A 24,529-nucleotide genomic window follows, 5' to 3' on the forward strand; every position below is an offset into this window, starting at 1 on the left:
TCAAAAAGTTGTCCAAAGCATGTTGGAGTAACCCAGTTGATACCAACGTTTGACGTAGTTAGGGGCATCGTCGCTGGCCTGATACAACTGGGGCCGATCGCCCTTGAGAGCATTCAGGTAATACTGACTGCCAGCCGGAGCCGCAAAGACCTGTGGGGACGGCAGACTAGCCTTAGTGCGTCCGCGAGCCTGCTGCTCGGAAGTTGGCTCGAACTGGTAACGACCGCCGATCGGCACCGGCTTATCGGTAGCGACGCTAACGAGGGGACCAGGAGTCTGGTTGGGATTGGCTGGCGTGGCCAGACTCCATTCCCAGGGCCAAGCCCGACAGTAGGCAACCTGCTTTTCCTTCGGAGCCTTGGGGTAAGGAAGGCGGCGACGCTCGAACACACCGGGCGTGGCGAGGTAAGCCACAAGCTGGCCTCCCTGTTGGGAATTCTGCTCGGAAGTCTGGGCGATCGCCTGCCATTCCTTCGCGATGGTTGTGGGCGCGCGGTCGAGGATAGCGCGGTGACCTTCGCCGCCAAGACGCAGAGTGGCAGGACATTGGACATCGAGAGGGTCGCGGAGGGCGATCGCCAAACACCAATAAGGCTTCAGACGAATGGCATTCTCAACGAAATAGCCATCAGCATTCTTCACCTGGCGGGAGCCCGCCTGCATCGAGTTGTGCGGTCGGTGCTCGATCTCCCAAGGCTCAGAGGCATCGTCCCGCTCGGTCGGAGAGCGGGGGCTGCGTCGATTGGTGAATGTGCCCTGGCAGTGGCCGACTTTGAGGTAGTTGAGGAGGTCTTTGGCGGAGATGTAGGGAATCGGACGCTCTTTGGAAGACGTTTCAGGCACCTCAGATTGGGAGTGGTGGATGAGGGGGCTGGGGACGCTGGGATCGCTGAGGAGGACAGAGAGTTCGCGCTCGTCGCGATGGGGATCGTGGAGGTGAGAGTCTTCATCCCATGCAGCGGGCACTAGGGGGGTGCTCCCTTCGAAGCCCAGCGGATGGGGAAAAAACAGGGCAGCCCGTTCGCTATCGGAGCGGCAGAGGAAGGGGCCAGTGAGCGCGAACTGAGTCTTTTTGTTGAGCAGACGACATAGGGCTCCGGCGATGGTTTGGCCGCTGGGAGGGAATTCACTGCCCGCCCAGGCGCGATCGCCGGGGGCGAAAGGCTTAGCATCCCGGAACATCCAGACATCGAGGGGGGTGAGGGTATACCAATGGAGGGCGTTCATGCTTGGGCCTCCTGCGGGGTGCGAATGGCGATGGTGCGGTGGCGGAGGGTAAAGGCCGCAAGCTTGAGCCAGTTTTGGGGTTCGAGCTGACGGTGTTGTTCGAGGGTGGAGTCCCAGAGGGATTCGAGGCAGGTTTGGAGTTTCTGGCTGAAGCAGCGAGCCACGTCATTGCTACCGAAAGCGTCGCGGCGGCTGACGAAGGCTTGGGTCCAGGGGGCGATCGCCTCTCGGACGGGGGCAGGGCGATCGCCCCACAGTTGAGCAGCTTGCTCGAACAGGGCGCTGGTGATGGAGCTGTTGGGATTGAGGTAGGAGCCTGCTTCGCAGTTGAGCAGTTTTTGCCAGGTGTGGAAGGCGGCAAATTTGGCGGTGGCGGTGGCGACGTTGCCGTTGCCAAACAGAATGCGGGTTTGGAGAGCATCTTTCTCGATGTCGCCAGTCCAAGAGTTGGGGGCGACATGTTTTTTGGCAGCCGCTTCCGCTTCCCAGAGATGACTGAGGGCGATCGCCAAAGGTACTGAATGATGCGCAATAATGACTCCGCAACTGAGGGTGGCTTTGTGGCCGAGGGTGAACAGAGGACGATGGGGCAGACCGGGGGTGTCAGCGGGGGGGTGCCAGTAGTCGCCGTTGTGCGCGAATTCGCCAGCGGGATCTTTGGCTCCTCGGAAGCATTGGCGCACATCCCACAACCAGCGATCCCATTCCCAGAGGTTGGTGTAAGCAAGGATGTCGTCGCCCCCGCCGTAAATCAGACGTCCGGCGTAACGGCGTTCGGTCAGGTGGGGCAGCAGTTGATTGGAAAAGTCGAGTAGGGCGCGGCTGAGGGCGTTGTGGGTGGATGGCCCCATGCGTTTTTTGAGTTGGAGTAAGTCTGTGTAAGCACTGCGGAGTGAGTCGCTGGGGTTGGGAAGATCCTCGGGGGCGATCGCGTAGGCGCTGTAGTTGTCTAATTTGCTGCCCTTGAGCCAATGGCGCATACCGTCCCCATCTCCAGCGGCGAGGACGTACCAATCGGCGGGGTTGTTGCTGGGGTAGTACTGGCTGAGGATGTCGGCGATGGATTGACGGTCTTTGATTTTGAAATCGTAGATTTTCTTTTGGATCGCCTTAATCTTTAAGCGGTTTTCCTCGGATTGAGTAGTACTAGGAATGCGTTGTAATGCCTCTCGTTGCTCTTGAATCTGTGGGTTGGTGTCGTCTTCCACCATCCAGCCGGGGTTGAGGAAGCGTGGATGGTAGGACTCGCTCTCATACTTCTGTTCGTGTGGGAAAGTGACTTCGCTTATTAGCCAATCGTCTGGTGGATGGTAGGACTCGCTCTCATACTTCTGTTCGTGGTAGGGGATGCCCCATTTGCCGTTTATCTCTCGGGCTACGTTATTCGCCCATTGATGTTTGGTCGCGATCGCTTTGCAAACCGCTTGAAAATGCTCGTAGCGATCGCCCGTGGCTTCGTATGCCTTGAGATAGCCAGCGACACCGGAGGTGAGATCGGGATAGGCGATCGCCAAGTGCTTGGGACTGAGATCCTCCCCCTCGACGCTGGCCAAGATTTTATGCAAACAACGCTTCAGGGTTTCAGTCGCATTGAGCTGTTCTCTGCCGTCAAATAGACCCGCTCTTTTGCCTTTGGCATGTCCCATTTCCACTTCCCAGTTGGTGCCCCAAAATTTGCCGGTATTGGCTTCAGAGAGACAGGTGGCTTTGTCGTCGGGATAGACGACAGGGCCGAGGCCGGAGATGGTGGAGCGGGGACCGAAGGCGGTGGGCAGGCTCCAGACGCGGGCGGCTTTGGTGTGGGCGAGGGAGAAGCGCAGTTGGTCGAAGATATAGGGCCACCAGGAGCCGACGTTGACGCCGAGGGGTTCGTCGGGGTGGGTTTGGGTCTCGGCGAGCACGCCGATGAGCTGGCGTTCTGCGGGTTGGAAGAGGGGTTTGTCTGGCGTAGAGATTGCTTCTCGATGACCGTTTTGCTTGAGATTGCAAGCGTGATTTTGGGCGGCGAGCCAGGGCTCTAGGGGGACGAGGTCGGCACTGGCGGCTTGTGCTAGCGGCTGGGCGGGACTGCCAACGGGGAGGGCGCTCCAATAGGGTTGCCATTGATGTTGCAGCCATCCGTTCCAAGTGCGGTTATCGGCTTGCAGGTTGGGCATCCACTGGAAGCCATCGTTTTGGAGATAGTGGTAAGCAGCGCCGCCTAAGTCTTTGACCCAGACTGTTTTCAGGGTTTGGGCGGCGGTTTGCATGGCGGCACGGACTTTGCGGTAGGGCAGCAACGCCACGATGACATTGGGGAATCCGGCGGTGAGGAGTTTGTGGCGATCGGGGTTGTTGATGAGGGGCTCGAATGGACGGGTATCGGGGGTGAAGGATTGTTTGCGCAGCCAGCGATCGATCGGGGGTTGTTGGAACAGGCTGGGGTAGATGAGGCAGTCGGGACCGTATTGTTGGGCGAGGGTCCAGCAGATTTTGGCGGCGAGGTAGTGGGCCACCCAGGAGCCTGCCCAGAAGTCGCGCATTTTGCGGCTGGCTTTGATGACGTCTTGGATGGGGGTGAAGGTGAAGGTGGCGAGGTAGGGGCGATCGCCTTGGGGGTCTGCTTCGGGGCGCTCGTAGCCTGTTAGGGCTCCGGCCATTGCGGCGGTGATGCTGGCTTGGCTCCAGATGGAGACATCGGGAAGGATGGGGGAGGCGGGGGCGAGAGCGGTTTCGGGGCGATCGCGAGCGATTTGTTCGGGCAGACAGCGCCACAACCACCAGAAATGCTGTTTGAGGGTGGGGAGGTCGGTGGTGTCGGGTAGGCCGGTGAGTAGTGCGGGATTGTACTGTTCGATCGCCGTTTGTATGAGCGCTTGGAGGTCTGGCGAAAGATTAGCTCTGGGTAGGATGCCCCCGAGAGTAGGTGGCTGATGTAGGTCGGGAAGGCATCTGTGGGGATGCGATCGAACAGGGCGCGATCGCTAGCTTTGGCGATCGCGTCTGCGCTGGCAGGGGTGTGGGGTGTGGATTCGAGGCCCAGTCCGTAGAGTAGGGCGTTGAGTTTGGCGAACCAGTATTGCTGACACACAGGCGAGTTCTCAGTGCTAGTGAGGGGAGAGGAGTATCGAAAATGGGAGCGACCTCTGTCGATCTCCCGAGCACCAATGGAACTGAAACTCTATACGAAGCCTTGTCAGTAACTTCTATCAGGTTTTAGGGCACTGGCGCTGTAAATATTTGTTCCAGTACCTTTAGTATTTGTATATAAAGTATGAGTTATGCAACATTGAGGGTGTGCTTTTGCTCGGCGGTGCTAGTCCTATGGAAAGGGGCGATCGCGGTTAAAGTCAGTGAATTAGTGGCAAAACAAGCTCTCTTAAGGAAGTCCGTTTGAGATGGAAAAGAAATTTTTTATTAGTTGGTCGGGGGAGATTAGTTGTCAGGTTGCTCGGGCTTTCAATAAATGGTTGCCAGAGGTAACATTAAATGCAAAACCATTCCTCTCATCTGAAGATATTGAGAAGGGTCAGAATTGGTTCCTAAAAATTGAACAAGAGTTGCAAGATGCTCATTTTGGCATTATTTGCATCACTCCAGATAACATTGATTCCAAGTGGCTAAATTTTGAAGCAGGTGCTTTATTGCAGTCTCAAGACAAGAGAGTGATGACATTTCTGCTTGGATTAGAGAATAGTCAGCTCCATCAAGCGAAGAGCCCTCTAGCATTTTTTCAATCAACCCAGTACTCTAAAGATGATATACAAAGGCTTGTTAAGGCCCTCAATAATATTGCTGACAGTCCTCTCTCTGACAGTCAGATTCAGAAGCTATTTAATAGCAATTGGAATGACTTGAAAAATGTATTAGATCCTCTTTTAAGGGAAGTCTCAAGGAAGATCGTTTTCCTTTTAGAAAGTGAAGGACGTAATGTTACGGAACAGATTGAGGCGGTTGAAAGTCATAATCTTGGTGTTATTAGGACATTAGTTTTCGAGAAAGATGAGCTGCCTCCACTGGACTCAATCGAGGCAATAGTTTACTTCTATGATAGAACAGAATCTTCATCTGAAAAGTTTCATTTGATGATTGATAGACTTAAAAAATCACAGCAAAAGGTTAAGCTGATTGTTTATGTCGAGGGTGTTTTGAGTAATGAAGAAATCGAGCTTTTTAAAAGTTACCAACCTCCTAAAATCTCTAATATGGCTTCGACTCTAGCCACTCGTATGATTGAGTGATGGCAAGTGGGCTTGCTATTCGTTGTGTTGTGGCCTAGCAACAGTAGTGACCCGTTGGTATTTGATGGGTATTTCCAAGCTAGAGCGTATCGGGATCGATTCCCTTTTGCCGGAGTTTGTCCAGCAGTTGTTTGCGTAACTGTCGTTCCTGTTCGGCGCGCTGGCTCTCCAGCTCAGCGCGCTGGCTTTCCTGCCCGGCCTGTCGCAAAGCTTCTCGTTCAGCGCGTTGGCTCTCCTGCTTAGCCAATAAAGCCTGTTCGGCCCGCTGGCTCTCCTGCTCGCGCAACAGTCGTTCCTGCTCGGCAACCTCTGCCGGTGCCGTCAGCCGATTCCCCTCTCGGTCGTACCAATACAGCCACTCTCTCTGGCAATTTCGGTAAGTGCCAGTCTCTCTGCCCAAGCCCAAGCCAATCTCGGGCAACCACACGGGGTCACCCTCCAGCAAGACGTAGCGATCGCCTTCGAGTCGATAAATCTCCAAGGGCTGACGCCGTTTGCGGGAGCAGTAGACGGGATTGTAGATTGCGTAGTACAAGACTCCGATATTGGCGTAGTCTGCCATCTTGGAGCCGTACTCTTGTCCGTAGCTGCGAGAGACGTATTCCACAACCAGAATGGGGAGTGCGCCCTCATGCCAGACCACATAGCTCTGTCTGCCGTCTGAGCGATCGAAGTGTTCCACCCCCAGACTCAAGAAACCATCCGGGACAATGGCAGGTGTATTGAGTTTGTAATAGACGGCTAAGTTGATGCCCCAGAACCAATCGGTGCGATCGCGCCAGTGCCAAGCGAGGAGATCGCCCAAGAGGCTGGCGACGAGCGTTTGCAATTCGCTATCCACAGGGGCAAAGTCAGTTTCGGGCAGTTCGTCTTGGGTAGGGAGGTGTTGTCGAGGTTTGAACTGGACCATCAGTTCTGCTCCAATTGAGCTCACTCTATCGTAGCGCTGCCTCCTACTCCGCCGACTCATCACCCTCACCTCCAAACTCAAGCGAGCCCCAAACCCCTTCAACAACCGCGCCACCCGATTGCGACGGCGATCGCAGACAGACGGCTTACCCAACCGCTATCTTTGAAAAGGCACAAGACTTTTCTGTAGGCGGACCCTTTGGGGTAGGAGAGATAGATGGATATTGCACTCACGCCTGAGCTACAGCGTTTGATTCAGCGACAAGTGAAGAGTGGAAAATATGCTTCAACGAGTGAAGTTTTATTAGCAGGGGTGCGTCTCTTGGACGAAATAGAGTCGATGTATCGGGGGCGGTATGAGGAATTGCGGCAAGAAGTGCTAATGGGTGTGGACGCTGCTGAGCGAGGGGAGTTCATTCCTGCTGAAACTGTTTTCGAGCGGGCACAAGCAAGGCTGAATGAGAAGCGAGATCGGGCTACATGAGTTTGACTTGTGTCTTCACGGTTCCTGCCAGTCGAGATTTAGAGGTGATTTTGGATCGTCTTGCAGAACTGAACAGTGTAGAGACTGCTGAGCAGTTTCTCGGCAGGGTCAATGATAAGTGTCGCAGACTAACTAGTTTCCCTGGCTTGGGATATCGACGAGACGAGCTTTCTCCGGGGATGAGAAGTGTTCCGGTAGCTGACTACTTAATTTTTTATCGAGCATTTGAAGACAGAATTGAAATTCTGAGGGTGGTGAGTGGATATCGAGATTTAGATACTCTCTTTGAGGAAGAGTGATTCAATTTAAATTAAGATATTTAGGCGATCGAAAAATCTTATAAACCTCATCCATGTTGAGACCTGGAGTTTTTAGACATTGCACTCGGCCCCCTAAATCCCCCACCAGTGGGGGACTTGTGAGAGTCTGTTGGCTGCGCTCTACAGCTTTAATGACCGTGATTTGCCGGTTCGTCTTCCCCGTCTCAAAACCCTAGCTAGCACTGTCGCCAAGTCCCCCAGAATGGGGGATTTAGGGGGCGAATGCAGTGCTTAACAGCGTTAGTGAGGGAGACTAAAAGGTGCCTCATTAAAACTACAGGTTTCTGACTAGACTTGGTTTAGAAGACAGAGTTATTTCCTTCAAGTCAGAATTATTGTTCTTGTCTCTTTAGTCTCTAATCAGGTGATTTCCCAAGGACTGGGAAGATTCCAACAGCAATGTTGAAACCCTTTGGTCTAACCTGTTTCCAATCAGGTGATTTCCCAAGGACTGGGAAGCTATTTTTTGGATCTTAATTTTATTAAATACTATAGTTTCCAATCAGGTGATTTCCCAAGGACTGGGAAGGACATCATCTCTGACGAAGGATCCGCTTTGGCGGGTTTCCAATCAGGTGATTTCCCAAGGACTGGGAAGAGCCGGTTCCTAGAATCAGCTCCTAGACTGAATTGTAGACCCCCAAATGCGGGGGGTACAAGAATTTGTAAAACTAATTGAGAATAGCGTCATTAAGCAGCCTTTAAAAACACCTGAAACCCTTGCCCAGAGCAGCACGCGGGGGGTTCAACGAGAGAATGCGGGTTTCAGCCGACGAGCGTACCCCCCGCACGGATCGGCTCAGCAACCTTCTTAGTCTTCATCTCGAACTATCGGTATAGAATTTTAACCAGCATTCCCATCGACTAAGCCTACATTGGATGCCGAGCCACTCGATTGTAAGCCTCGTGAGACATCACCCTCAACGGCACAATCCCGTCATCCCCCCAACGACACAACAACCGATAGCGATACCCCACCGGCACCCGCACCAACGTCCGATCGCCCCGCAGCCGCTTCCCCCGCAACACCGCCAAACTCACCCCATTGCCAAGATCGGCAATGACCTGCCGCGCTTTCTCCACCACCTTGCGAGGCAAATGCCTCAACTCCACCCCATCCCCCTCAAACGATCGCAACCACTCCAACCGCTTTTCCCGCCTCGCCAACACCGTAACTTCCTTACGTGCCTTCGCCTCCGCACAACAATGACAATAGGCCCCAAACCCCCGATGCCCGCAGCCAAACCGCTTGCGATGCCTCCTACTCCGCCGACTCATCGCCCTCACCTCCATTCAGCTCATCCAGCGGCACTGCCCACCCCACAGCCCTCTGCCTCAATCGCATCACCTCCGCCGCTAACTCCCCATACAGCCCATACAACTCCTCCCCCCGCTTCGCCGTCAGATACCCGTGAGCGATCGCCAACTCCACCCACACCTGCACCTTCGACGCCTCCGCCGCCACCCCACTCAAGCGCGCTCCAAACCCCTCCACCTGCCAGCGTCGAAACCAAGCTTCCACCAGCCGCAAACAAATCCCCCGAGTCGACCCCACCATCGGCTGTCCCATCTCGTTCCGGGCCACAGGGGGAAACTGCTGCACCACCCGAAACACCTGAATAGCCCCATCCATCGCCAACTGATACACCGACCATTCCTGAACTTGCGCCACAAGATTCATCTCCCTGCTCCCATCACACAATGAACGTCGCATCATCCACCTCCCGCTCCGGCTGCAGCCCCAAAATCGCCACCTTGCGCCGCGTCGAAGCCGACATCAAATAAAACCGCACCTGGTCTTCCTCCTGCTTGACGCAACGCTCCAACTTGTTGCGCACCATCTCGTACTGCTCTGGCGTCAACACGCACTCAAACAGCGGCGATAGCTCACCTTGTGTCCGGTATGGGGATGGGTCACCGTTGAGTCGCCTCCTCCGTTTTGCGCTTGCGATACAGCCGCTTTAACACCACTCGGCTGTTGTGCAACTTGGCCTCAATAATGCTGGCTGCCTGCCGCCGCATAAACTCCTCATCCTCCGCTACTCCGACAAACAGCTCTGGCGTCACGCCATCCACCCCTGCCGCTCCGCTACCCCGCCGCACCAGCACCCATGCCGCCATCAACTGTTCGAGATAAATCTGCATCGACCCCTTGCCTGTCTCTCGCATTAACAATGGGTTCATGTTCCCAACGGCCTATCTGCGCCCAAACCCGAGTAGCCGTTCCCAACACCTGAGTTCGCACCTGAGTTCGTAGCCGCGATCGCCAGTGCGCCTGAGTTCGATGGCCCTGCATTGCCCTCACCCCCGGCCCCTCTCCCAAACTTGGGAGAGGGGAGAAACAGCCGAAAATCCTTACGGGGCCTTGTTCCCCTGCCCCCAAAGTTGGGGTTAGGGGTTAGGGGAAGGGGGCCACAGGCATCTAGACAAATGGCCAATGTTTCGGAATATGAATTTCGCCAGCAGCATCAAATTTGGGGGAAGGGGTTAGGGGATGGGGGCCAGACGCTCGTCGAACTGACGCCAGCTCAGTCGCGAACCATCCGGGCAGGGGTTGATAGAATCCAGTCAACTTCTCTCGGCCTGCCATGCCCCGCTCCATCCGAGTGCATCCCGACTACCGACCTGCCGTGGCGATCGCGCTGGAGCGCAATGGCTTTTTGACCCAAGGGGATCTGGCGGTCCATCTCGAAATTGCGCTCTCCACCGTCAGTAACTTTTGCCGGGGGCTGAATGTCTCCATCTCGAAGTACGAGCAAATCTGCGAAGCTTTGGGGCTGGACAAGAAAAAAATTCTGAAGCCGAAACAGGCCAGCGATACGCGATCGAAATCTTGCAGATAAAAATAAGCACTGCCGAGCATCATCAGGATAACCCCCAACAATTCCCGATTTCCTATCTCCTCTACAATCCTCAGGTGTTGATGAAGATAGTCGATCGCCTGGGGATAGTCTCCAATCGAGAGATAGGTACTGCTGAGATTGCCAAGCGCCCGATTTTCACCTTCGCGATCGCCGCTCGCCCTCGAAATCTCTAGATGCTTTTGGTGGCACTCAATTGCCCTCTCGTATTCGCCCAGTTTTTGATAAACCTTGCCGATGCCACTCAGAGCTTTTCCTTCACTCCGGGCCTCTTCGTTCTTTTGGGCGAGCGCCAATTCTTGTTGGAAGTAGTCGAGAGCGCGATCGTAATCTCCCTGAGAGAAGCTGGCATGTCCCAAGCCATTCAAACAAAGGGAATCCCAGCCTGAATCGAGCTGGCCGAACAGCCTCTCGTAGAGCTCGACCTGTTCGGCATAATTCCCCCACAGGGCCAACTGATTGTGCCATTCGTCTTGGGTCGGAAGGTTAAGCCGAACCGTCAATAGCGCAGTAGCTTTTCCCCAATCTTCGACTTCGCAAAAATGGTGGAAAGCTTCGATATACCCTCTCGTTTGCTCGATGTTGCTGGCATCCCGTTGAGGCTTATGTTTGAGAATCCAGTTGAGCGCCGCTCTTAAATGAGTTCGTTTTTGAGCAGGTTGAATCCGTTTTAAAGATGCTGGGTCGAGTGAGAGTCTTTCTAAAACTGATTGGCCTGAAGGTAAGATATCATCCATCCCTCAACTCCCGCGCTCGCTGGCGACGGTGCAGATCTTGCTGCCTCGGAAGGTGGTGGCGATCGGAGCGACAGTCGATGCGTGCGATTTGGCGGCTAGCGAACGGGCAAGTCCGACGCCTACCGATGCCCTTGAAGCCAAGCCGCCAAATCGGCCTCACTGGAGAAATCCAACAGTGCTTCCCCCAACTCTTCCAAAGACGAGAGGGAAAGCATATCAACCTGTTGCTGTAGCTTGGAGGATAGAACCCCAAATCGATGCTTGAGCTGACGCAAAACCAAAGATTGCTCTCCCTCTCGTCTGCCTCGCTCTGCGGCTGTCGAGACAATCTCTTGGTAAATCACCGATTCCTTCATCACATCCTCCCGCAGTACGCTCCGAATCAAACCCTTATCCAATACTAACCCCGCCAGAATCGCTGCCGACGCCGCAACATCTCCCCGTTGTCCGCGATCGCCAATCGTCTCAATCCGCTCCGATACCTGCCGTAACGTCCGCTCGCGATCGCCCGTCTGAGCCAACACAGCAAACGGCAGTAAACCCGGCAACTCCTGAAATTGCGAGGCGGGTACTTCCCAGATACGGATGACCTCAAACTCATGGCGTATCCCGTCACGTTCGAAGATGGTTTGATAAACCAACGGGGATTGCGATCGCCGCAGATAAATCACCACCTGCCGCACCCGCTTGTTGGGAAAGCGGCGAAACCCCCGCACCGCATAGTCCGTCATTCGGAACGGGATCTCCGCTTTGGGCTCCACCTGGAACTCAATTTGCAGCACGAGCTCTTTGGATTCCAACAGCACCAGAGAATCGGCATAGATGGGACTGCTCAGCAACTCCGAGGGCTCCAAACGAGCCAACTCGACCGGTTCCCCCAATAGCCAAGTGGCGAGGTCAGCCGTAAACGTTTCCGCAATGAACTTGCAAACGCTGTCGAAGGACATTGCATCCCCGCGATTACAACCCGGCCATCATAGCGCCTCGCAACGCAACTCCTGTTGAAGCTGAATTCGCAAACAGTCCAAGCTGAGGTGAAAACTCTCCGAACCAAAAACCAGAATCAGTTCCGAAGAGAGCACCACCAACAGCACCGCGATCGCCCTCCCGCCAGCCACCCCCTCAGCCACCTCGCAAATCCCAGCTTCCCCACCCCACTCTCTCAACAGCAAAGCGATCGCCCCCTCCAGCTCGCGAACGCCTTTGTCATGAGCCAGCGCTGCAATCTCCTCAACCATCCGAGATTGCTCCCGCTCTGCCTGAGCGATCGCCTCAGCCTTCGAGAGGTATCGCACCCGAGCTCCTCTAGAGGATCTGGAGCGCTTGGACGCCTCCTACAGTGCGAGGTCAGGACTTTGTTTATTCTTGTTCAAACTCTAACCCCGTCTATTCGGATGTTTCACCCAAATCGGATGTTTCACCCAAATCGGAGGTCCATGCCAACCATTGCGAGGCTCATAACAGCAGTATCCGTCGACGCTGTAGTGCCTAGTTTTGATATGCTCTCAGCTCGGATCGTGCTGCGATCGCCAGCTTTCTACCATTCAGTAGCTTGAAGCAATACAATAAGTTTCCTGACAGCTAGTCGGTCGGATGAGTTTTCCTGCTCGGGCTTGACTGGCGAGTGGAAAACGTTCTACAAGGAATTCTGGATAGTGGTTGCAGTTGTGGAGGCGATCGCCTCAGCTCGGCAAGCACCACTGGTGTCAATCGCAAACCTAGACTTCGAGCATTAAGGAGCACCGCACTATGGCTCTGGAATACCCCGCCACTCTTCGCTACGTCGATTCCCACGAATATATTCGGGTGGAAGATAACGTGGCGATCGTCGGGATTACAGCTTACGCTGTCGATCAGCTAGGCGACATCGTGTTTGTGGGCTTGCCGGAAGAGGGCGACAGCGTCGATAAAGGTGACGCGATCGGCTCGGTGGAATCGGTGAAAGCGGTTGAAGATCTGTATGCTCCCATCAGCGGCACGATTGTGGCGATTAATGAGGCTTTAGTCGATAGTCCCGAAAATATTGCGGACGACCCCTATGGCGATGCTTGGCTATTCAAGGTAGAAATGTCCAATCTCGACGATTTGGACGAAACCATGTCTGTCGAGGACTACAAAGCCATGGTGGACGCCTGAGCCTTGCACTCGACTGCACGGTAAGATTACCCCACAGCTCCCGTTGCCAGGGGTTGCACTGGCGGATGTTCTTCAGATTCGCCGTCCCTACTGTTTCTGTGGATTGCAGGTTCAACTGTACTGCTGGCAGAGATTGCATATACTGAAGGTGATGAGTCGTTAAGCAATGTGACGAAGACCGGGTGTTTGTTCTAGCAGGTTATGACTACTTTGTAGTGTTCTTACTGTTGTGCGCGGCATTGCCCGCCATAGCACTGACAGCAGGGGCAATTCTCTCCCCCAAGCAGCGAGACGGACTGCGGTTAACCACCTACGAATCGGGTATGGAACCGAAGGGGGGAGCTTGGATTCAGTTCAATATTCGCTACTACATGTTTGCACTCGTGTTCGTCGTTTTTGATGTGGAAACGGTGTTTTTATACCCCTGGGCAGTCGCGTTTCACAAACTTGGCTTGCTAGGTTTCGTGGAAGCTATCATCTTCGTCACGATCCTAATTTTTGGACTCGTCTATGCCTGGAGAAAAGGAGCCCTCGAATGGTCATGACACCCCCTGAATCGGAGACGCCAAGTGCAAATCCGGCCAAAGAACTACAGTTCCCGCTGGATAAACCTCAGGTCACGTCCGATCTGTCTAACAATGTCATTCTGACGAGCCTCAACGATCTCTACAGTTGGGCCAAGATGTCTAGTGTGTGGCCGCTGCTTTACGGTACGAGCTGCTGCTTTATTGAATTTGCTGCTCTGATTGGCTCTCGCTTCGACTTCGATCGCTTCGGCCTGCTGCCTCGCTCTACCCCCCGTCAAGCGGATCTGATCGTGACGGCGGGAACGGTGACCATGAAGATGGCCCCTGCCTTGGTCAAGCTGTATCAGCAAATGCCCGAGCCCAAGTACGTGATTGCGATGGGGGCTTGCACGATTACGGGCGGCATGTTTAGTTCCGACTCCTACACTACGGTTCGGGGCGTCGATAAGCTGATTCCTGTCGATGTTTACATCCCCGGTTGCCCCCCTCGCCCGGAGGCTATCATTGACGCCATTATCAAGCTGCGCAAAAAGATTGCAGCAGAAGATATTCGCGATCGCGGCAAGCTCGCGCCCACCCATCGCTATTACTCCATCCCCCACGAACTCGAGCCCGTGCCCGAAATTTTGACAGGGCAGTACCTAGAAGCGGAGAGCCGTCAGGCCCCACCTGCCGAGTTAGCCGCGATGTACGGCATGCCGGTGCCCGAGGCGATGCAAGCAGAACCCGAGCAATTGGTGGCTGAGGAGGCCGGCAAGTGAGCGAACCTAACGATTTAGCCCCAACGGGCGAAGAGATTGTCGAGCGGGGTCCCGTATCGCAGTTTTTGAGCGAGAACGGTTTCGAGCACGAGTCTTTGGGCAACGACCATCGCGGTGTGGAAATGATTTCCATCCAGCGGGAGTATCTAGCCATCGTCGCCAAGCTGATTTACGGTCTGGGATTTAATTACCTGCAATGCCAGTGCGGCTACGATATGGGGCCGGGGAAAGATCTGGTCAGCACGTACCATCTGGCTAAGCTGGCTGACAATGCCGATCGCCCCCAAGAACTGCGCATCAAAGTGTTCGTGCCCCGCGAAGATCCGCGCCTGCCCTCGGTCTACTGGATTTGGAAGACGGCAGACTGGCAGGAACGGGAGACCTACGATATGTACGGCATCGTCTACGAAGGCCATCCCAACCTGAAGCGCATTCTCATGCCGGAAGATTGGATTGGCTGGCCGATGCGTAAGGACTACGTTACGCCAGATTTCTACGAACTGCAGGATGCCTATTAATTCGGGTGCCCATTATGACGACAGCGATTGTGGCGGGACTCTTGGTGTTTTACGGTGGTGGCTGCTATGTCATCGCTAAACGCACTAAGCGCAGGTATACAGGCATGGGACGCTGGGCGATTGTGCTGCTCTGGCCCATTTTTGTGGTGGGTTCCGGTCGGTTTAGGAAAAGCTTGAGCGATTAATCTGCAGACTGCTCATCTCGGCAGGGACTATCCCATGACTCCCCAGCTCATGACGCCAAACTGCCGAACGATCCAAAAAGAACCTGCCCCCGCGAATAACCAGAGTAGCGCCCCTTGTACTAGAGCTCGCCAACCCACGCGCTTCAGAGCTTGCAGTGACAGCCCCGTGCCAATGGCAAACAGAGTCAAGTTGAAGCCCACTCTGGAGAGCTTGACGAAGACAGGCGACCAAACGGCAACCTCTGGCACGAATGTCTGAGAGAGTGAGGCCAACAGAAAAAATCCAATAAACCAAGGCACTTGGACTCGGCTTGCAGCAGCACCATAATGGCGAACCCAATCTTGTTTGTGCCGAGGGATATCTGGGGGACGGGTAGAGATTTTCTGGCCGTTCAGATGGCCGTTCTGGGCGAGATAGGCGATCGCCAACGATATCGGTAAAATCCATAGCGATCGCGACAACTTGACTACCGTTGCGGTTTCCAACGCTTCTGGACCAAACTGCGAGGCGGCTCCCACCACACTAGAGACATCGTGAATGGCTAGGCCCGCCCACACGCCAAATTGTCCTTGGGTGAGATGAAAAAAGTCCCCAAGCGGCGCAAAGATATAGAGAGCTGCGGCATTGAGTAAAAAGACGGTTCCGAGGGCAACGGTCATTTCACTCTCAACCGCTCCCAAAGCAGTGCTGACTGCAGCAATAGCGGAACCGCCGCAGATCGCCGTTCCCGCCGAGATCAGCATCGAGGTGGTTCCCGGAACGTTGAATAAGCGACCGAGCCATCGACCCACCGCAAACGTTGCGGCAATGCTGAGGGCGGTGAAGATAATACTGGACGATCCCGCCTCTAACACAATGCCGAAATTTAACCTGAACCCCAATAAAACAACACAGACTTTGAGCAGGTTTTTTGCCCATAGCTTTGTGGTTTTGGGAAATGGATTGCCAATCGTAATGGCGAGAATGAAACCTGCACTCAGAGCTAGGGACGAGTTCGCCCAAGGGGTCAGGCAGAGGGCGGCCACCAAGCAAAAAATAATCGTTTTCGCCTGAACCCATTGCTCGCGCTCGCTCGTCCCGGCCTTCTCTTTGGTAAGGGGAGCGTAGTTTTGGGAGATTGGAACTGCTCGCTTGCAGCCTGGAGTGAGCCGCCTGGATTCGTTTGAAGGTTTCATCTATCCTGGCCCTTAGGTGAGGTTGGAAAATTGATGGAGGCGGGATTGTCAGGGCGAGGTTAGTTCAGGTGTAAGCCGCACTCCTGTTTGAGGCCGCGAAAGCGAGTGTCGCGATCGCTTTCATCGCCCGCCCTGAGAGGACGGCTGGAGTGCCAATCTCCAACAGAGGCATACCCGAGCTTGAATAGCGGGTGGTAGGGCAAGTCGTGTTTTTTCAAATACCGGTAAATATCCCTCGAAGTCCAAGTGAGAATGGGATACACCTTATAAATTTCGGAGCGACGTTCTACTCGGCGTAGCTGCTGGCGGTGTTTGGTTTGCTGCGATCGCAAGCCTGCTAGCCACGCTCGTGCTCCTAATTCTCGTAAGGCTCGCTGCATGGGTTCTACCTTGCGGAGGCGATCGTAGCGATCGAGGGCTTCTACTGTCTCCTGCTCCCACAGTCGACCGTAAAGGGCTTCCATGTGAGCGGGACTGAGGTGGGATTGATAGATCTTCAAATTCAGTTGCAATCGTTGGGTTAAGCGATCGGCAAACTGATAGGTTTCTGGTGGCAAATAGCCAGTATCGATCCAGATTACTGGAATATTGGGAATCACGCGGGTCACCATGTGCAGCATGACGGCAGATTGAATGCCAAAGCTGGTACTCATGACTAAATCAGTTGAGAAAGCGGCGGCGGCCCATTCGATCGCGTCTAGAGGGCTAGCGTCTGCAAGCTGTCGGTTGATGGAATCTAGATTGAAGGCTGAGTGTTGTGCCTCCGATAAAGTTGCTGGAGCAATTGGGCCAATGTTTCTAGAGGGTGATGGAGGTATGCTAGGAGACCAACTCCGTCGGCTGCTCTTGCTCGTTTGCTTGGTTAGCGCGGACTGCATGACATGCTCTCTTTCCCGCAGGCAGGAGTAATTAAGATCCTGAATAACCCTCAGTCAACATTCGCCGTCTGAACTGCCTATAAAGAGAGTCTTGCTCTTGCGTAAGCCATCTGCGAAAACGCTCTCAGACTGTGCTTAAGGAAAATTCATTAATGAGTGATAAGGAATGTTTCGCAATATCAAAGGAGATCGGTGTTCTATCTGGATGCAAGCCCTCAGAATCAATTCCCCTTCCACTCACGGCCCATTGCAGGCTGCAGAACGCTCGGCCACTATCGGAGGTAAACGACTCTGCCAGGGTTGAGCGGATTCCAGTTGACCCGCCAGTTGGAACAGCGTTGCCTCATCGCCAAAACGACCCACAAACTGCATCCCAATGGGCAGTCCTCGATCGCTCCAGTGCAAGGGCACCGACATTGCCGGTTGCCCCGTCACATTAAAGGGCGAGGTATAAGGCGTAAAGTCAAACGATCGCTGCGCAATCTGCCCGGTGGCATCGAGCAGTTTTAACAACCAGCCTGCATTCAAAGCTCCGATCGCTTCAGCAACGAGCTGTTGCACCCTTGGCGGCTTGAGGCTGCCGTGCAGGACAGGAGGTTGGGCCAGTGTCGGGGTGAGCAAGACATCGTATTGCTCGAAGAATTGAGCTATTTTGCGAGCAGCTACCTGTAGGTAGTTTGCGGCTCGAACATAGTCAGACGCTGACAAAGATTTTCCTAACAAGCCCGCTGAATAGGTTCCTGCTTCAAAATCTCTCGAAGAGACTTTGCGTCGAGCGAGATGAGCGGTCTTTTCAATTCTCGCGCGCATTTCTGCCGCGACGATGGTGATGAACGAAGTTGCAAAGGCTTCGCGTTCCAACTGGGGGGCTGCTTCGATAAGTTCGTGGCCTAAAGCTTGCAATAAACTGACGGTGCGGTTCAATCCCTGTATGCAATCTGGGTGAACGGTGCGACCTAATAACGGTTGGGAGGTGAAGGCAATGCGCAATTGTTTGGGAAGGGTCGTCACTTCGGCGAGGAACGATCGCGCTTGCGCGGGAGCGACATAAGGCGCGCCCACGTCAGCACCCGAGATAGCATCCAACATAGCTGCACTATCCCGCACCGATCGCGTCACCAGCCCGATCGCCCCAAAGCCGCGCCAGATTTCACCAACATCGGGACCGTTGGGCGTCCGACCTCGGGTTGGCTTGAGTCCAAAAACGCCACAGCAAGAGGCTGGAATGCGAATCGATCCCCCAGCATCGCTCGCACTTGCCATCGGCACCATGCCTGCTGCCACAGCAGCGGCAGACCCCCCACTCGATCCGCCAGTGGTGCAAGCTAAATTCCAGGGGTTGCGGGCTATGCCTAAAGTTTCAGACTCAGTGTACGGGGTCAAACCAAATTCTGGTGTGTTGGTTTTACCCAGAAAGACGACTCCTGTAGATTGGAATCGATTCACGATCTCGCTATTGCGATCGGCAGGCACGTTACGGAGCAAGCGGTTGCCATGACTGGTTGGAATGCCTGCAATGGCGATCGTTAAATCCTTCACCAGAAAAGGAACACCCTGAAAGCTCCCTTCCGGTAGACTTCCCCCAGCAAGAGAGCGGGCGCGATCGTACATTTTATAAACGACGGCATTGAGGTGAGGATTAACTGACTCAATGCGAGAGATAGCGGCTTCAATGAGCTCTAGGGACTCAACCTGCTTAGTTTTTACCAGTTCGGCCAAACCTAATCCATCGTATTCGCAATATTCAGGAAAAGTATTCAAAGAGATAGCCTCTTCCTCTCGAATAACGATTGATTGTATATCAATCCTGTGGATGAAAGAAATCAGACTGTGGACTTAACTCGCTACCCCTACCCTGCCAACCGCCGCGTTGTCATGGGCCGTCGCGGTGCAGTCGCCACCGCTCAACCCCTCGCCAGCGTAGTCGGGCTAGAAATGTTGCTGGCCGGAGGCAATGCCGTCGATGCTGCAGTGGCAATGGCGATCGCCCTTACCGTGCTGGAACCCACTGCCAACGGCTTGGGCTCGGATGCCTTCGCACTGGTGTGGGACGGCCAACTTCACGGCCTGAATGGCTCCGGTCGCAGTCCCCAAGCACTCGATATTACAGTTTTTGCAGGGCAGCACATGCCCCAACGGGGCTGGCAGTCCGTCACTGTGCCGGGAGCGGTGTCCGCGTGGCAGGCGTTATGGCGGCGGTGGGGATCGCTGCCGTTCGAGCAACTGTGCGAACCGGCGATTCGATATGCCGAGCGGGGATATCCCGTCTCGCCAGAGGTATCGCGGATCTGGCAGGCGGAACGGGAGGTGTATTTATCCTTGCGGGGGAGGGAGTACGAAGCCTTTAAGGCTCTCTTTTTTGCTCGCGATCGCGCCCCCAAAGCCGGAGAGATTTGGGGTAGCCCAGACCAGGCCCGCAGCTTGAGGGCGATCGCCACTTCTGAAGGAGAAAGTTTTTACCGAGGCAAATTGGCCGACACCATTGCGGCCTTCTCTGCTGCTACAGGAGGACAGCTCGCCGCTGTCGATTTAGCTGCCCACCGACCCGACTGGGTGGCGCCCATCAGTAGCACCTATCGAGATCTGACGGTTTGGGAACTCCCCCCCAACGGTCAGGGGATTGCTGCATTAATGGCACTGAATATTCTCGAAGGTTTCGAACTGGCTCGCTATCCGCGCGACTCAGTGGAGAGTTTTCACTGGCAAATTGAGGCGATGAAACTGGCGTTTGCAGATGCCTACCGCAATGTGGCCGAGCTGCAAGCGATGCAGGTGAGTGCCGCCCAGATGCTGGATAAGGGATATGCCAGCGATCGCCGCCAGTCGATCGGCGAACGGGCCATCCAGTTGCCTGCAGCGGGCTTGCCCGCAGGCGGGACGGTTTACTTAGCGGCGGCGGATGGAGAGCTGATGGTGTCCTTCATCCAATCCAATTTCGCTAACTTCGGCAGCGGTATTGTTGTGCCCGGTACCGGCATTGCCTTACAAAATCGAGCCGCTGGATTTGCGATCGAGCCCGACCATCCCAACTGTGCCGCGCCGAGCAAGCGACCGTTCCACACCATCATCCCCGGCTTCTTCAGCCGCGACGGCCGACCCCTCGGTCCCTTTGGGGTGATGGGCAAGCACATGCAGCCCCAAGGGCACGTTCAGGTGGCGGTCAATATCGTTGATTTCGGCCTGAATCCTCAAGCGGCTTTAGACGCCCCTCGCTGGCAGGTGGTGGAGGGCAATCAAGTTTGGCTGGAGCAAGCGGTTCCCCAGCATATTGCTTTAGGACTGCGCGATCGCGGTCACGATATCGCCGTTGAAGCCGATCCCCGTTCGTTTGGTAAGGGACAAACCATCTTTCGAGCGGACAATGGCGTCCTCATTGCGGCGTCGGAGCCCCGTGCGGATGGGATGGCGATCGCGCTTTGATTGGCGTCAGTAATTGGCGATCGCATCCCGAGCATTACGCATGCACTCGCATCTGCCCGCAGAAGCGACTACAGTAGGGGCTGAAATCGAGAGGATTGGCTCGTGAGCGACACCATCTTCGGCAAGATTATTCGCAAAGAAATTCCCGCCGATATTGTCTATGAAGACGATCTAGTGCTGGCCTTTAAAGACGTCAACCCGCAAGCTCCTACCCACATTCTCGCGATCCCCAAAAAGCCTATTGCCAAACTGGACGATGCCACTGACGAAGATCTCGCGGTTTTAGGACACCTGCTGCTCAAGGCAAAACAAGTGGCAGCAGAGGCGGGCCTGACGGATGGCTATCGATTAGTGATGAACAATGGTGAGTCTGCCGGTCAAACGGTCTTTCACCTCCACCTCCACATTCTCGGAGGTCGGCCCTTGTCTTGGCCTCCCGGTTAAGCCCGAAGTGCCCGCTTCGCCAGTCGAGACCAAGCCTTCTGAGCCAGCCACCTGACTGGCTCGAAAAACAACTTCAGCATCAGTCCCAACGATTTCAATTCAGTCGGAGCCTGCAGCGGCTGCCACTGACCGGGCTGACAAAACAGCAGCTCGATGGTGCGTCGAGATTGGGCCAAAGACATGGGCTCAAATTTCACTTGAGCGAGATGCGAGTTGCGCTCCGCTAGCGATCGCGTTCGCACAATGCGCCCTGCCAAACTCAACCCCGTCCCCTCTAATTCCAGCTCGATCGCCTCGTTCCGATCGGGCAACTGCGATAGCTCAATTTCTGCCCCAATCTCGGACATGCGAGTGACGGTGCCCTCATACTGGCGATCGCCACCGATCAGCCGCCCCGGTCGCTGTTGGTCGAACCATTCATAGATGCTGGGCTTGGGCACATCCAACATCATCAGCAGGGCAAGGCTGAGGATAAACAAGTTATACGCGATCCAAACCCAAGCCAGTGAAGTATTAGTGCTGCCAGTTAAACCGTTATCTACTGCTCTCGATATCCGATCGCCGCTGCCAAACGCAGCATGCCCGTTGAAAATCAAACAGGCTGCCGAGAGCAACCACAAGCCAATGAGTGGCCAAGCTAAATGCCAATTGAACTCGTGCCGATCGGTCGACACCCCTTTAGGGGTAACGCGGAATTTGGAGGTAAACGGTCGGATCAAAGTGTCAAACATGGCGACTGAGACCGGAATGCATTGACCCACATCGTATACATCCGAGATTATGGCCAGTCGACTGCGGCGACTCAACCACGATAAGGTCAGCAGTTGAACGATGTAATAGGGCAAAAAGAAATACAGCCAGTCCGACAGCGTGACCCTCATGGGAGCGATCCCGAAGCTAACGTAAAGTAGCGGCAGAATCAAAAACACGATCCGAAAGGTACCGAAAAACCATTGGAAAACCCCTTCTAGATGGGTGAGTCTCTGCAACCAGCTCAATCCCGGGATATTAAAGGGACTAGACTTCATAAAAAACGCTTGCATCGTTCCCTTTGCCCATCGCTGTCGCTGCACGATATGCGTCGAAATATTCTCTGCACACAAACCCGCGCTCAAAATTTCGTCCAAGTAGATTGTGCGATCGCCTCCAGCCGACAGGCGTAGCCCCGTGTAATAGTCTTCACTCAGAGATTCAGTCACAAACCCCCCAATCGCCGCCAGAGAGCTGCGCCGAGCTACAAAGGAGCTGCCAGCACACAGAGTTGAGCCGTTGGTGTCCCTCAGGGGTTGGATGTAGCGAAAAAAGATTTCTTGCTCTTGAGGAATAACTTTGTCCAGTCCCAAATTGCGGGAGAGTGCATCGCAATTGTAAAAACTCTGGTGGGTTTGTAAGAGGCTGACTGCCCCATCTTGGAAAAATCCCACTGTTCGATTCAGAAAATTAGTGGTTGGAACAAAGTCAGCATCGAAAATCGCAATTAACTCGCCAGCAGTATGGTTGAGGGCGTGATTGAGATTTCCGGCTTTGGCGTGACAGTTGTTGGGACGAGTCACATATTCGCAGCCCAACTGGCGGGCTAACTCTGCAACTTCACGACGCTTGCCATCATCCAGCAGATACACTCGCTTGTGCGGATAGTCGATCGCCTGACAGCCCACGATCGTCCGCCTGAGGATGGAGACTGGCTCGTTGTAGGTGGGGATCAGAATGTCTGCGGAGGGTAGGTACTGGCCTGTCAGAACGGCTTCCGAGAGACGATCGGCTTGCTCTCGCCGAGAGCCGAGCTTCAAGAACAAGCACAATCTCAGGATGGCACTGGCCATCAACAGCAGTTCCATACCGTAGAGGAGCAAGCTTGCCAGCCCGTTGATGGGATTGTCGAGATTGAGCGTTGCCAGCGATCGCCAGACAGCATAGCGCCCGATCGCCACCAGCAATATCCCCGCAATGGCGGCCCGAGACCAGGCTCGGGGCTGCGGCGAGATCGCCATCACGAATTGAACGACCCCTGCCATCAGCAATGTGGGCAACCAAAATAGATAGGGTGACATAAATTCAGGAGCCTGCCCCCAAGCGGCAGGATCGGCGATGCTTGCTTGCCATTGGTCGAAAAACTGGACGATCGCGGGCTCGCCGGCAAACCACAGCCCCACGATCGCTGCGCTCGCGGCGATCGCCCCCAGCAAGATCGCAGTGGCAGGGTAGAGCCGCCGTCGCGACCAGTGAAGCCCAGAACGCCGCCGCGCGGCCAGTCTATATCGTTGCATGGCTATGTACGGCAATCCTATGTGCGAGGGGACAGACAGTCATTCCGAAACATGAAGGGTCCGAAACAGAGGGGGAAAGTCTGGAGAGATTGGCGGTTGCAAGGGCTGCAGTGTCAGTGCGATCGCATTGCTCAAAGCTCCTAAAATAGATTACCTAAACACCCGAGATCGCGATGTGCGGTAAATGTTATTAATAAAAGATTAAACCAATATGACAAAGGAATTTCAGTCACTTTTGAAGTGCGGCCGATCGCATAAAACACATTTAGCTCCCATCTTGCCTGACGAGCCCTCTACACTAATGCTCTCGGATGCCAGACTTGCTTGCTAGTTTCGGCGAGTCTGCTTGCGCGTTTGCGCATGTGTACTCCCATCATTAGAGATTGGGAGACATTTGCATCTGCGATTTTCAGATTTTGCGACTGAATTCAATGAGATGCTTATTAGGCTATCCTCATATCTTTTTTAAATGCGTGAGAGATGAGTTTCGAGCGACACATCTAAAATTCGGGTGGTTGTGGGGAGCATTGACCTATAACTGCTTGCAGCGCTGGTGAAATTACTGAAGTAGGGTGATGGATAAAGCTTGCAGGCAATGTCCGGGAGCGAGACTGATGCTCGCGAGCGTCTGAGATCTGCCCAGAGTTCAAGGTTTGTCTAGAGAAGATTATTATGCTGCCACTCTTCGATGCCTCACGAATATTACACCCGATCCTGGCGATCGTGTTTGTGTTTCCGGTCATTGGCATTGCCACCTTCTATGCTTGGCAGACACGCCAGCGCCGCTTAGCGACAGCTAAGCAAGAAAAAAGCAAAATCCCGCCAGTGGTGGGGGGCGAGCACGTCAAAATTGGACGCTGGCTAGCCGCTAGCGTTGTCGGGGTGGCCCTAGTGGGTCTGCTCCATCCCACAGTCAAGTACATCGTCAGAAATAACCGCGCCAGCGAAGCCCCCGCAGAAGTGGCAATTGTCGCGCTCCTGTTCGCGGCCACAATCGTGTCTTGCGTGCTGCTCTATCGAGCCAAACCGCCCCTCTGGCGAGGTGTCTTTGCTACCCTCTCCGGGCTGGGTATTGTCTTGATTGGCTGGCAGGACAAAGTGTTAGGTCGAGAAGGCTTCGGTGCGATTTTCCGCCGGGACGATCAATGGTATCTCTCTCACTTTTATTACGGCATGGCGGTGGTGCTATTGATGGTATTTGCAGTGGCGATTCAGCCAGATATATACAAAGACAGGTCCAATACTTGGCGTCGAGTGCATATTGCGCTCAATTGTATCGCTCTACTGTTATTTATTTCGCAGGGGGTGACTGGGGCTCGCGATCTGCTGGAAATTCCCCTTGGCTGGCAGGAATCGACGGTGTTTGGCTGCGATTTTGCCAACCGGATCTGTCCCTAAGCGAGATGCGTGGGCGACAGTGGCTGTCCGCCCGAACATTGTGCCATCTATCGGACATTGT

General features: G+C 54.5%; 26 protein-coding genes and 1 CRISPR repeat array. Of the genes, 11 read left to right on the top strand and 15 right to left on the bottom strand.

Going from position 1 to position 24,529, the window contains the following annotated elements:
* The 3 genes from SYN7336_RS07320 to SYN7336_RS32195 are packed head-to-tail and all read right to left on the bottom strand — an operon-like array spanning window position 1 to window position 4,297.
* On the bottom strand, window positions 1–1,227 hold the full coding sequence (locus tag SYN7336_RS07320; RefSeq protein ID WP_017325277.1) for a type III-B CRISPR module-associated Cmr3 family protein: 1,227 nt from the start codon (window positions 1,225–1,227) through the stop codon (window positions 1–3).
* Window positions 1,224–3,866, bottom strand: a complete 2,643-nt coding sequence (locus tag SYN7336_RS24890) for a type III-B CRISPR-associated protein Cas10/Cmr2 (protein ID WP_227498662.1) — start codon at window positions 3,864–3,866, stop codon at window positions 1,224–1,226. Before SYN7336_RS24890 ends, SYN7336_RS07320 begins: the two co-directional genes overlap by 4 nt.
* Complete coding sequence (locus SYN7336_RS32195) at window positions 3,851–4,297, bottom strand: hypothetical protein (protein WP_227498619.1); 447 nt, start codon at window positions 4,295–4,297, stop codon at window positions 3,851–3,853. Before SYN7336_RS32195 ends, SYN7336_RS24890 begins: the two co-directional genes overlap by 16 nt.
* Window positions 4,298–4,604: 307 nt before the next feature.
* On the opposite strand from SYN7336_RS32195, the gene SYN7336_RS27780 reads away from it, so the two are divergent.
* Window positions 4,605–5,447 (top strand): toll/interleukin-1 receptor domain-containing protein, encoded by an 843-nt coding sequence (locus SYN7336_RS27780; protein WP_017325279.1) that lies wholly within the window; start codon window positions 4,605–4,607, stop codon window positions 5,445–5,447.
* Between the two features lie 79 nt (window positions 5,448–5,526).
* Here the strand turns inward: SYN7336_RS27780 and SYN7336_RS07335 are convergent, their stop codons facing one another.
* Entirely contained in the window at window positions 5,527–6,357 is an 831-nt protein-coding gene (locus SYN7336_RS07335) for a Uma2 family endonuclease (protein ID WP_026100789.1), read from the bottom strand.
* A gap of 216 nt (window positions 6,358–6,573) precedes the next feature.
* Between SYN7336_RS07335 and SYN7336_RS07340 the strand changes: the two genes are divergently transcribed.
* Both SYN7336_RS07340 and SYN7336_RS07345 read left to right on the top strand, forming a co-directional pair.
* Window positions 6,574–6,840 (top strand): type II toxin-antitoxin system ParD family antitoxin, encoded by a 267-nt coding sequence (locus SYN7336_RS07340; protein ID WP_017325281.1) that lies wholly within the window; start codon window positions 6,574–6,576, stop codon window positions 6,838–6,840.
* Window positions 6,837–7,139, top strand: coding sequence for a type II toxin-antitoxin system RelE/ParE family toxin (locus tag SYN7336_RS07345; RefSeq protein ID WP_017325282.1), 303 nt, complete (start codon window positions 6,837–6,839; stop codon window positions 7,137–7,139). Before SYN7336_RS07340 ends, SYN7336_RS07345 begins: the two co-directional genes overlap by 4 nt.
* Window positions 7,140–7,512: 373 nt before the next feature.
* Window positions 7,513–7,758: a CRISPR direct-repeat array (repeat unit 35 nt; unit sequence GTTTCCAATCAGGTGATTTCCCAAGGACTGGGAAG).
* Window positions 7,759–8,030: 272 nt separating this feature from the next.
* On the opposite strand, the gene SYN7336_RS07350 is transcribed toward SYN7336_RS07345, so the two are convergent.
* From SYN7336_RS07350 to SYN7336_RS07385, 7 genes are all read right to left on the bottom strand, one after another.
* A complete protein-coding gene (locus SYN7336_RS07350; RefSeq protein WP_026100790.1) occupies window positions 8,031–8,438 on the bottom strand; it encodes a hypothetical protein in 408 nt (135 codons plus the stop codon).
* Window positions 8,422–8,832 (bottom strand): four helix bundle protein, encoded by a 411-nt coding sequence (locus SYN7336_RS07355; RefSeq protein WP_162139092.1) that lies wholly within the window; start codon window positions 8,830–8,832, stop codon window positions 8,422–8,424. Before SYN7336_RS07355 ends, SYN7336_RS07350 begins: the two co-directional genes overlap by 17 nt.
* Before the next feature lie 22 nt (window positions 8,833–8,854).
* Complete coding sequence (locus tag SYN7336_RS28710) at window positions 8,855–9,025, bottom strand: CRISPR-associated endonuclease Cas2 (protein WP_017325285.1); 171 nt, start codon at window positions 9,023–9,025, stop codon at window positions 8,855–8,857.
* Window positions 9,026–9,074: 49 nt separating this feature from the next.
* Window positions 9,075–9,344 carry a hypothetical protein gene (locus SYN7336_RS07365; RefSeq protein ID WP_038025796.1) on the bottom strand — a complete coding sequence of 90 codons (270 nt, stop codon included), beginning with the start codon at window positions 9,342–9,344 and terminating at the stop codon, window positions 9,075–9,077.
* A gap of 433 nt (window positions 9,345–9,777) precedes the next feature.
* Window positions 9,778–10,758 carry a tetratricopeptide repeat protein gene (locus tag SYN7336_RS07375; RefSeq protein ID WP_026100792.1) on the bottom strand — a complete coding sequence of 327 codons (981 nt, stop codon included), beginning with the start codon at window positions 10,756–10,758 and terminating at the stop codon, window positions 9,778–9,780.
* A gap of 119 nt (window positions 10,759–10,877) precedes the next feature.
* Window positions 10,878–11,705, bottom strand: a complete 828-nt coding sequence (locus tag SYN7336_RS07380; RefSeq protein WP_017325288.1) for a DUF4351 domain-containing protein — start codon at window positions 11,703–11,705, stop codon at window positions 10,878–10,880.
* Window positions 11,706–11,732: 27 nt separating this feature from the next.
* Window positions 11,733–12,053, bottom strand: a complete 321-nt coding sequence (locus SYN7336_RS07385) for a hypothetical protein (RefSeq protein ID WP_017325289.1) — start codon at window positions 12,051–12,053, stop codon at window positions 11,733–11,735.
* 454 nt (window positions 12,054–12,507) lie between these two features.
* On the opposite strand from SYN7336_RS07385, the gene gcvH reads away from it, so the two are divergent.
* The 5 genes from gcvH to SYN7336_RS24905 all read left to right on the top strand — a co-directional run bounded on the left by gcvH (window position 12,508) and on the right by SYN7336_RS24905 (window position 14,885).
* Entirely contained in the window at window positions 12,508–12,894 is a 387-nt protein-coding gene (gene gcvH, locus SYN7336_RS07390) for a glycine cleavage system protein GcvH (RefSeq protein ID WP_017325290.1), read from the top strand.
* A gap of 182 nt (window positions 12,895–13,076) precedes the next feature.
* Window positions 13,077–13,439 (top strand): NAD(P)H-quinone oxidoreductase subunit 3, encoded by a 363-nt coding sequence (locus SYN7336_RS07395; RefSeq protein ID WP_017325291.1) that lies wholly within the window; start codon window positions 13,077–13,079, stop codon window positions 13,437–13,439.
* A complete protein-coding gene (locus SYN7336_RS07400; RefSeq protein WP_017325292.1) occupies window positions 13,436–14,182 on the top strand; it encodes an NADH dehydrogenase subunit K in 747 nt (248 codons plus the stop codon). Before SYN7336_RS07395 ends, SYN7336_RS07400 begins: the two co-directional genes overlap by 4 nt.
* Window positions 14,179–14,700: an NAD(P)H-quinone oxidoreductase subunit J gene (locus SYN7336_RS07405; RefSeq protein WP_017325293.1), complete on the top strand. Its 522-nt coding sequence runs from the start codon at window positions 14,179–14,181 to the stop codon at window positions 14,698–14,700. Before SYN7336_RS07400 ends, SYN7336_RS07405 begins: the two co-directional genes overlap by 4 nt.
* A 14-nt stretch (window positions 14,701–14,714) precedes the next feature.
* Window positions 14,715–14,885 carry a hypothetical protein gene (locus SYN7336_RS24905; protein ID WP_017325294.1) on the top strand — a complete coding sequence of 57 codons (171 nt, stop codon included), beginning with the start codon at window positions 14,715–14,717 and terminating at the stop codon, window positions 14,883–14,885.
* 27 nt (window positions 14,886–14,912) lie between these two features.
* Here the strand turns inward: SYN7336_RS24905 and SYN7336_RS07415 are convergent, their stop codons facing one another.
* The 3 genes from SYN7336_RS07415 to SYN7336_RS07425 form a co-directional block, all read right to left on the bottom strand.
* The gene (locus tag SYN7336_RS07415; RefSeq protein WP_017325295.1) at window positions 14,913–16,061 is read right to left on the bottom strand and encodes a YeiH family protein; all 1,149 of its coding nucleotides are present in this window, start codon (window positions 16,059–16,061) and stop codon (window positions 14,913–14,915) included.
* A gap of 59 nt (window positions 16,062–16,120) precedes the next feature.
* Window positions 16,121–16,939, bottom strand: a complete 819-nt coding sequence (locus SYN7336_RS24910) for a phosphoadenylyl-sulfate reductase (protein WP_083885661.1) — start codon at window positions 16,937–16,939, stop codon at window positions 16,121–16,123.
* A 237-nt stretch (window positions 16,940–17,176) separates the two neighbouring features.
* Window positions 17,177–18,700 carry an amidase gene (locus SYN7336_RS07425; protein WP_017325297.1) on the bottom strand — a complete coding sequence of 508 codons (1,524 nt, stop codon included), beginning with the start codon at window positions 18,698–18,700 and terminating at the stop codon, window positions 17,177–17,179.
* A gap of 48 nt (window positions 18,701–18,748) precedes the next feature.
* On the opposite strand from SYN7336_RS07425, the gene SYN7336_RS07430 reads away from it, so the two are divergent.
* A complete protein-coding gene (locus SYN7336_RS07430; protein WP_227498620.1) occupies window positions 18,749–20,359 on the top strand; it encodes a gamma-glutamyltransferase family protein in 1,611 nt (536 codons plus the stop codon).
* 102 nt (window positions 20,360–20,461) lie between these two features.
* Window positions 20,462–20,803 (top strand): histidine triad nucleotide-binding protein, encoded by a 342-nt coding sequence (locus SYN7336_RS07435; RefSeq protein ID WP_017325299.1) that lies wholly within the window; start codon window positions 20,462–20,464, stop codon window positions 20,801–20,803.
* Here the strand turns inward: SYN7336_RS07435 and SYN7336_RS07440 are convergent.
* Entirely contained in the window at window positions 20,800–23,070 is a 2,271-nt protein-coding gene (locus SYN7336_RS07440; protein WP_156820068.1) for a glycosyltransferase, read from the bottom strand. The two genes, SYN7336_RS07435 and SYN7336_RS07440, sit on opposite strands and share 4 nt — an antisense overlap.
* A gap of 672 nt (window positions 23,071–23,742) precedes the next feature.
* On the opposite strand from SYN7336_RS07440, the gene SYN7336_RS07445 reads away from it, so the two are divergent.
* Window positions 23,743–24,468 carry a DUF4079 domain-containing protein gene (locus SYN7336_RS07445; RefSeq protein ID WP_026100794.1) on the top strand — a complete coding sequence of 242 codons (726 nt, stop codon included), beginning with the start codon at window positions 23,743–23,745 and terminating at the stop codon, window positions 24,466–24,468.
* Window positions 24,469–24,529: the final 61 nt, after the last annotated feature.

It is taken from the genome of Synechococcus sp. PCC 7336 (genome assembly GCF_000332275.1).
Classification (GTDB): domain Bacteria; phylum Cyanobacteriota; class Cyanobacteriia; order Thermostichales; family PCC-7336; genus PCC-7336.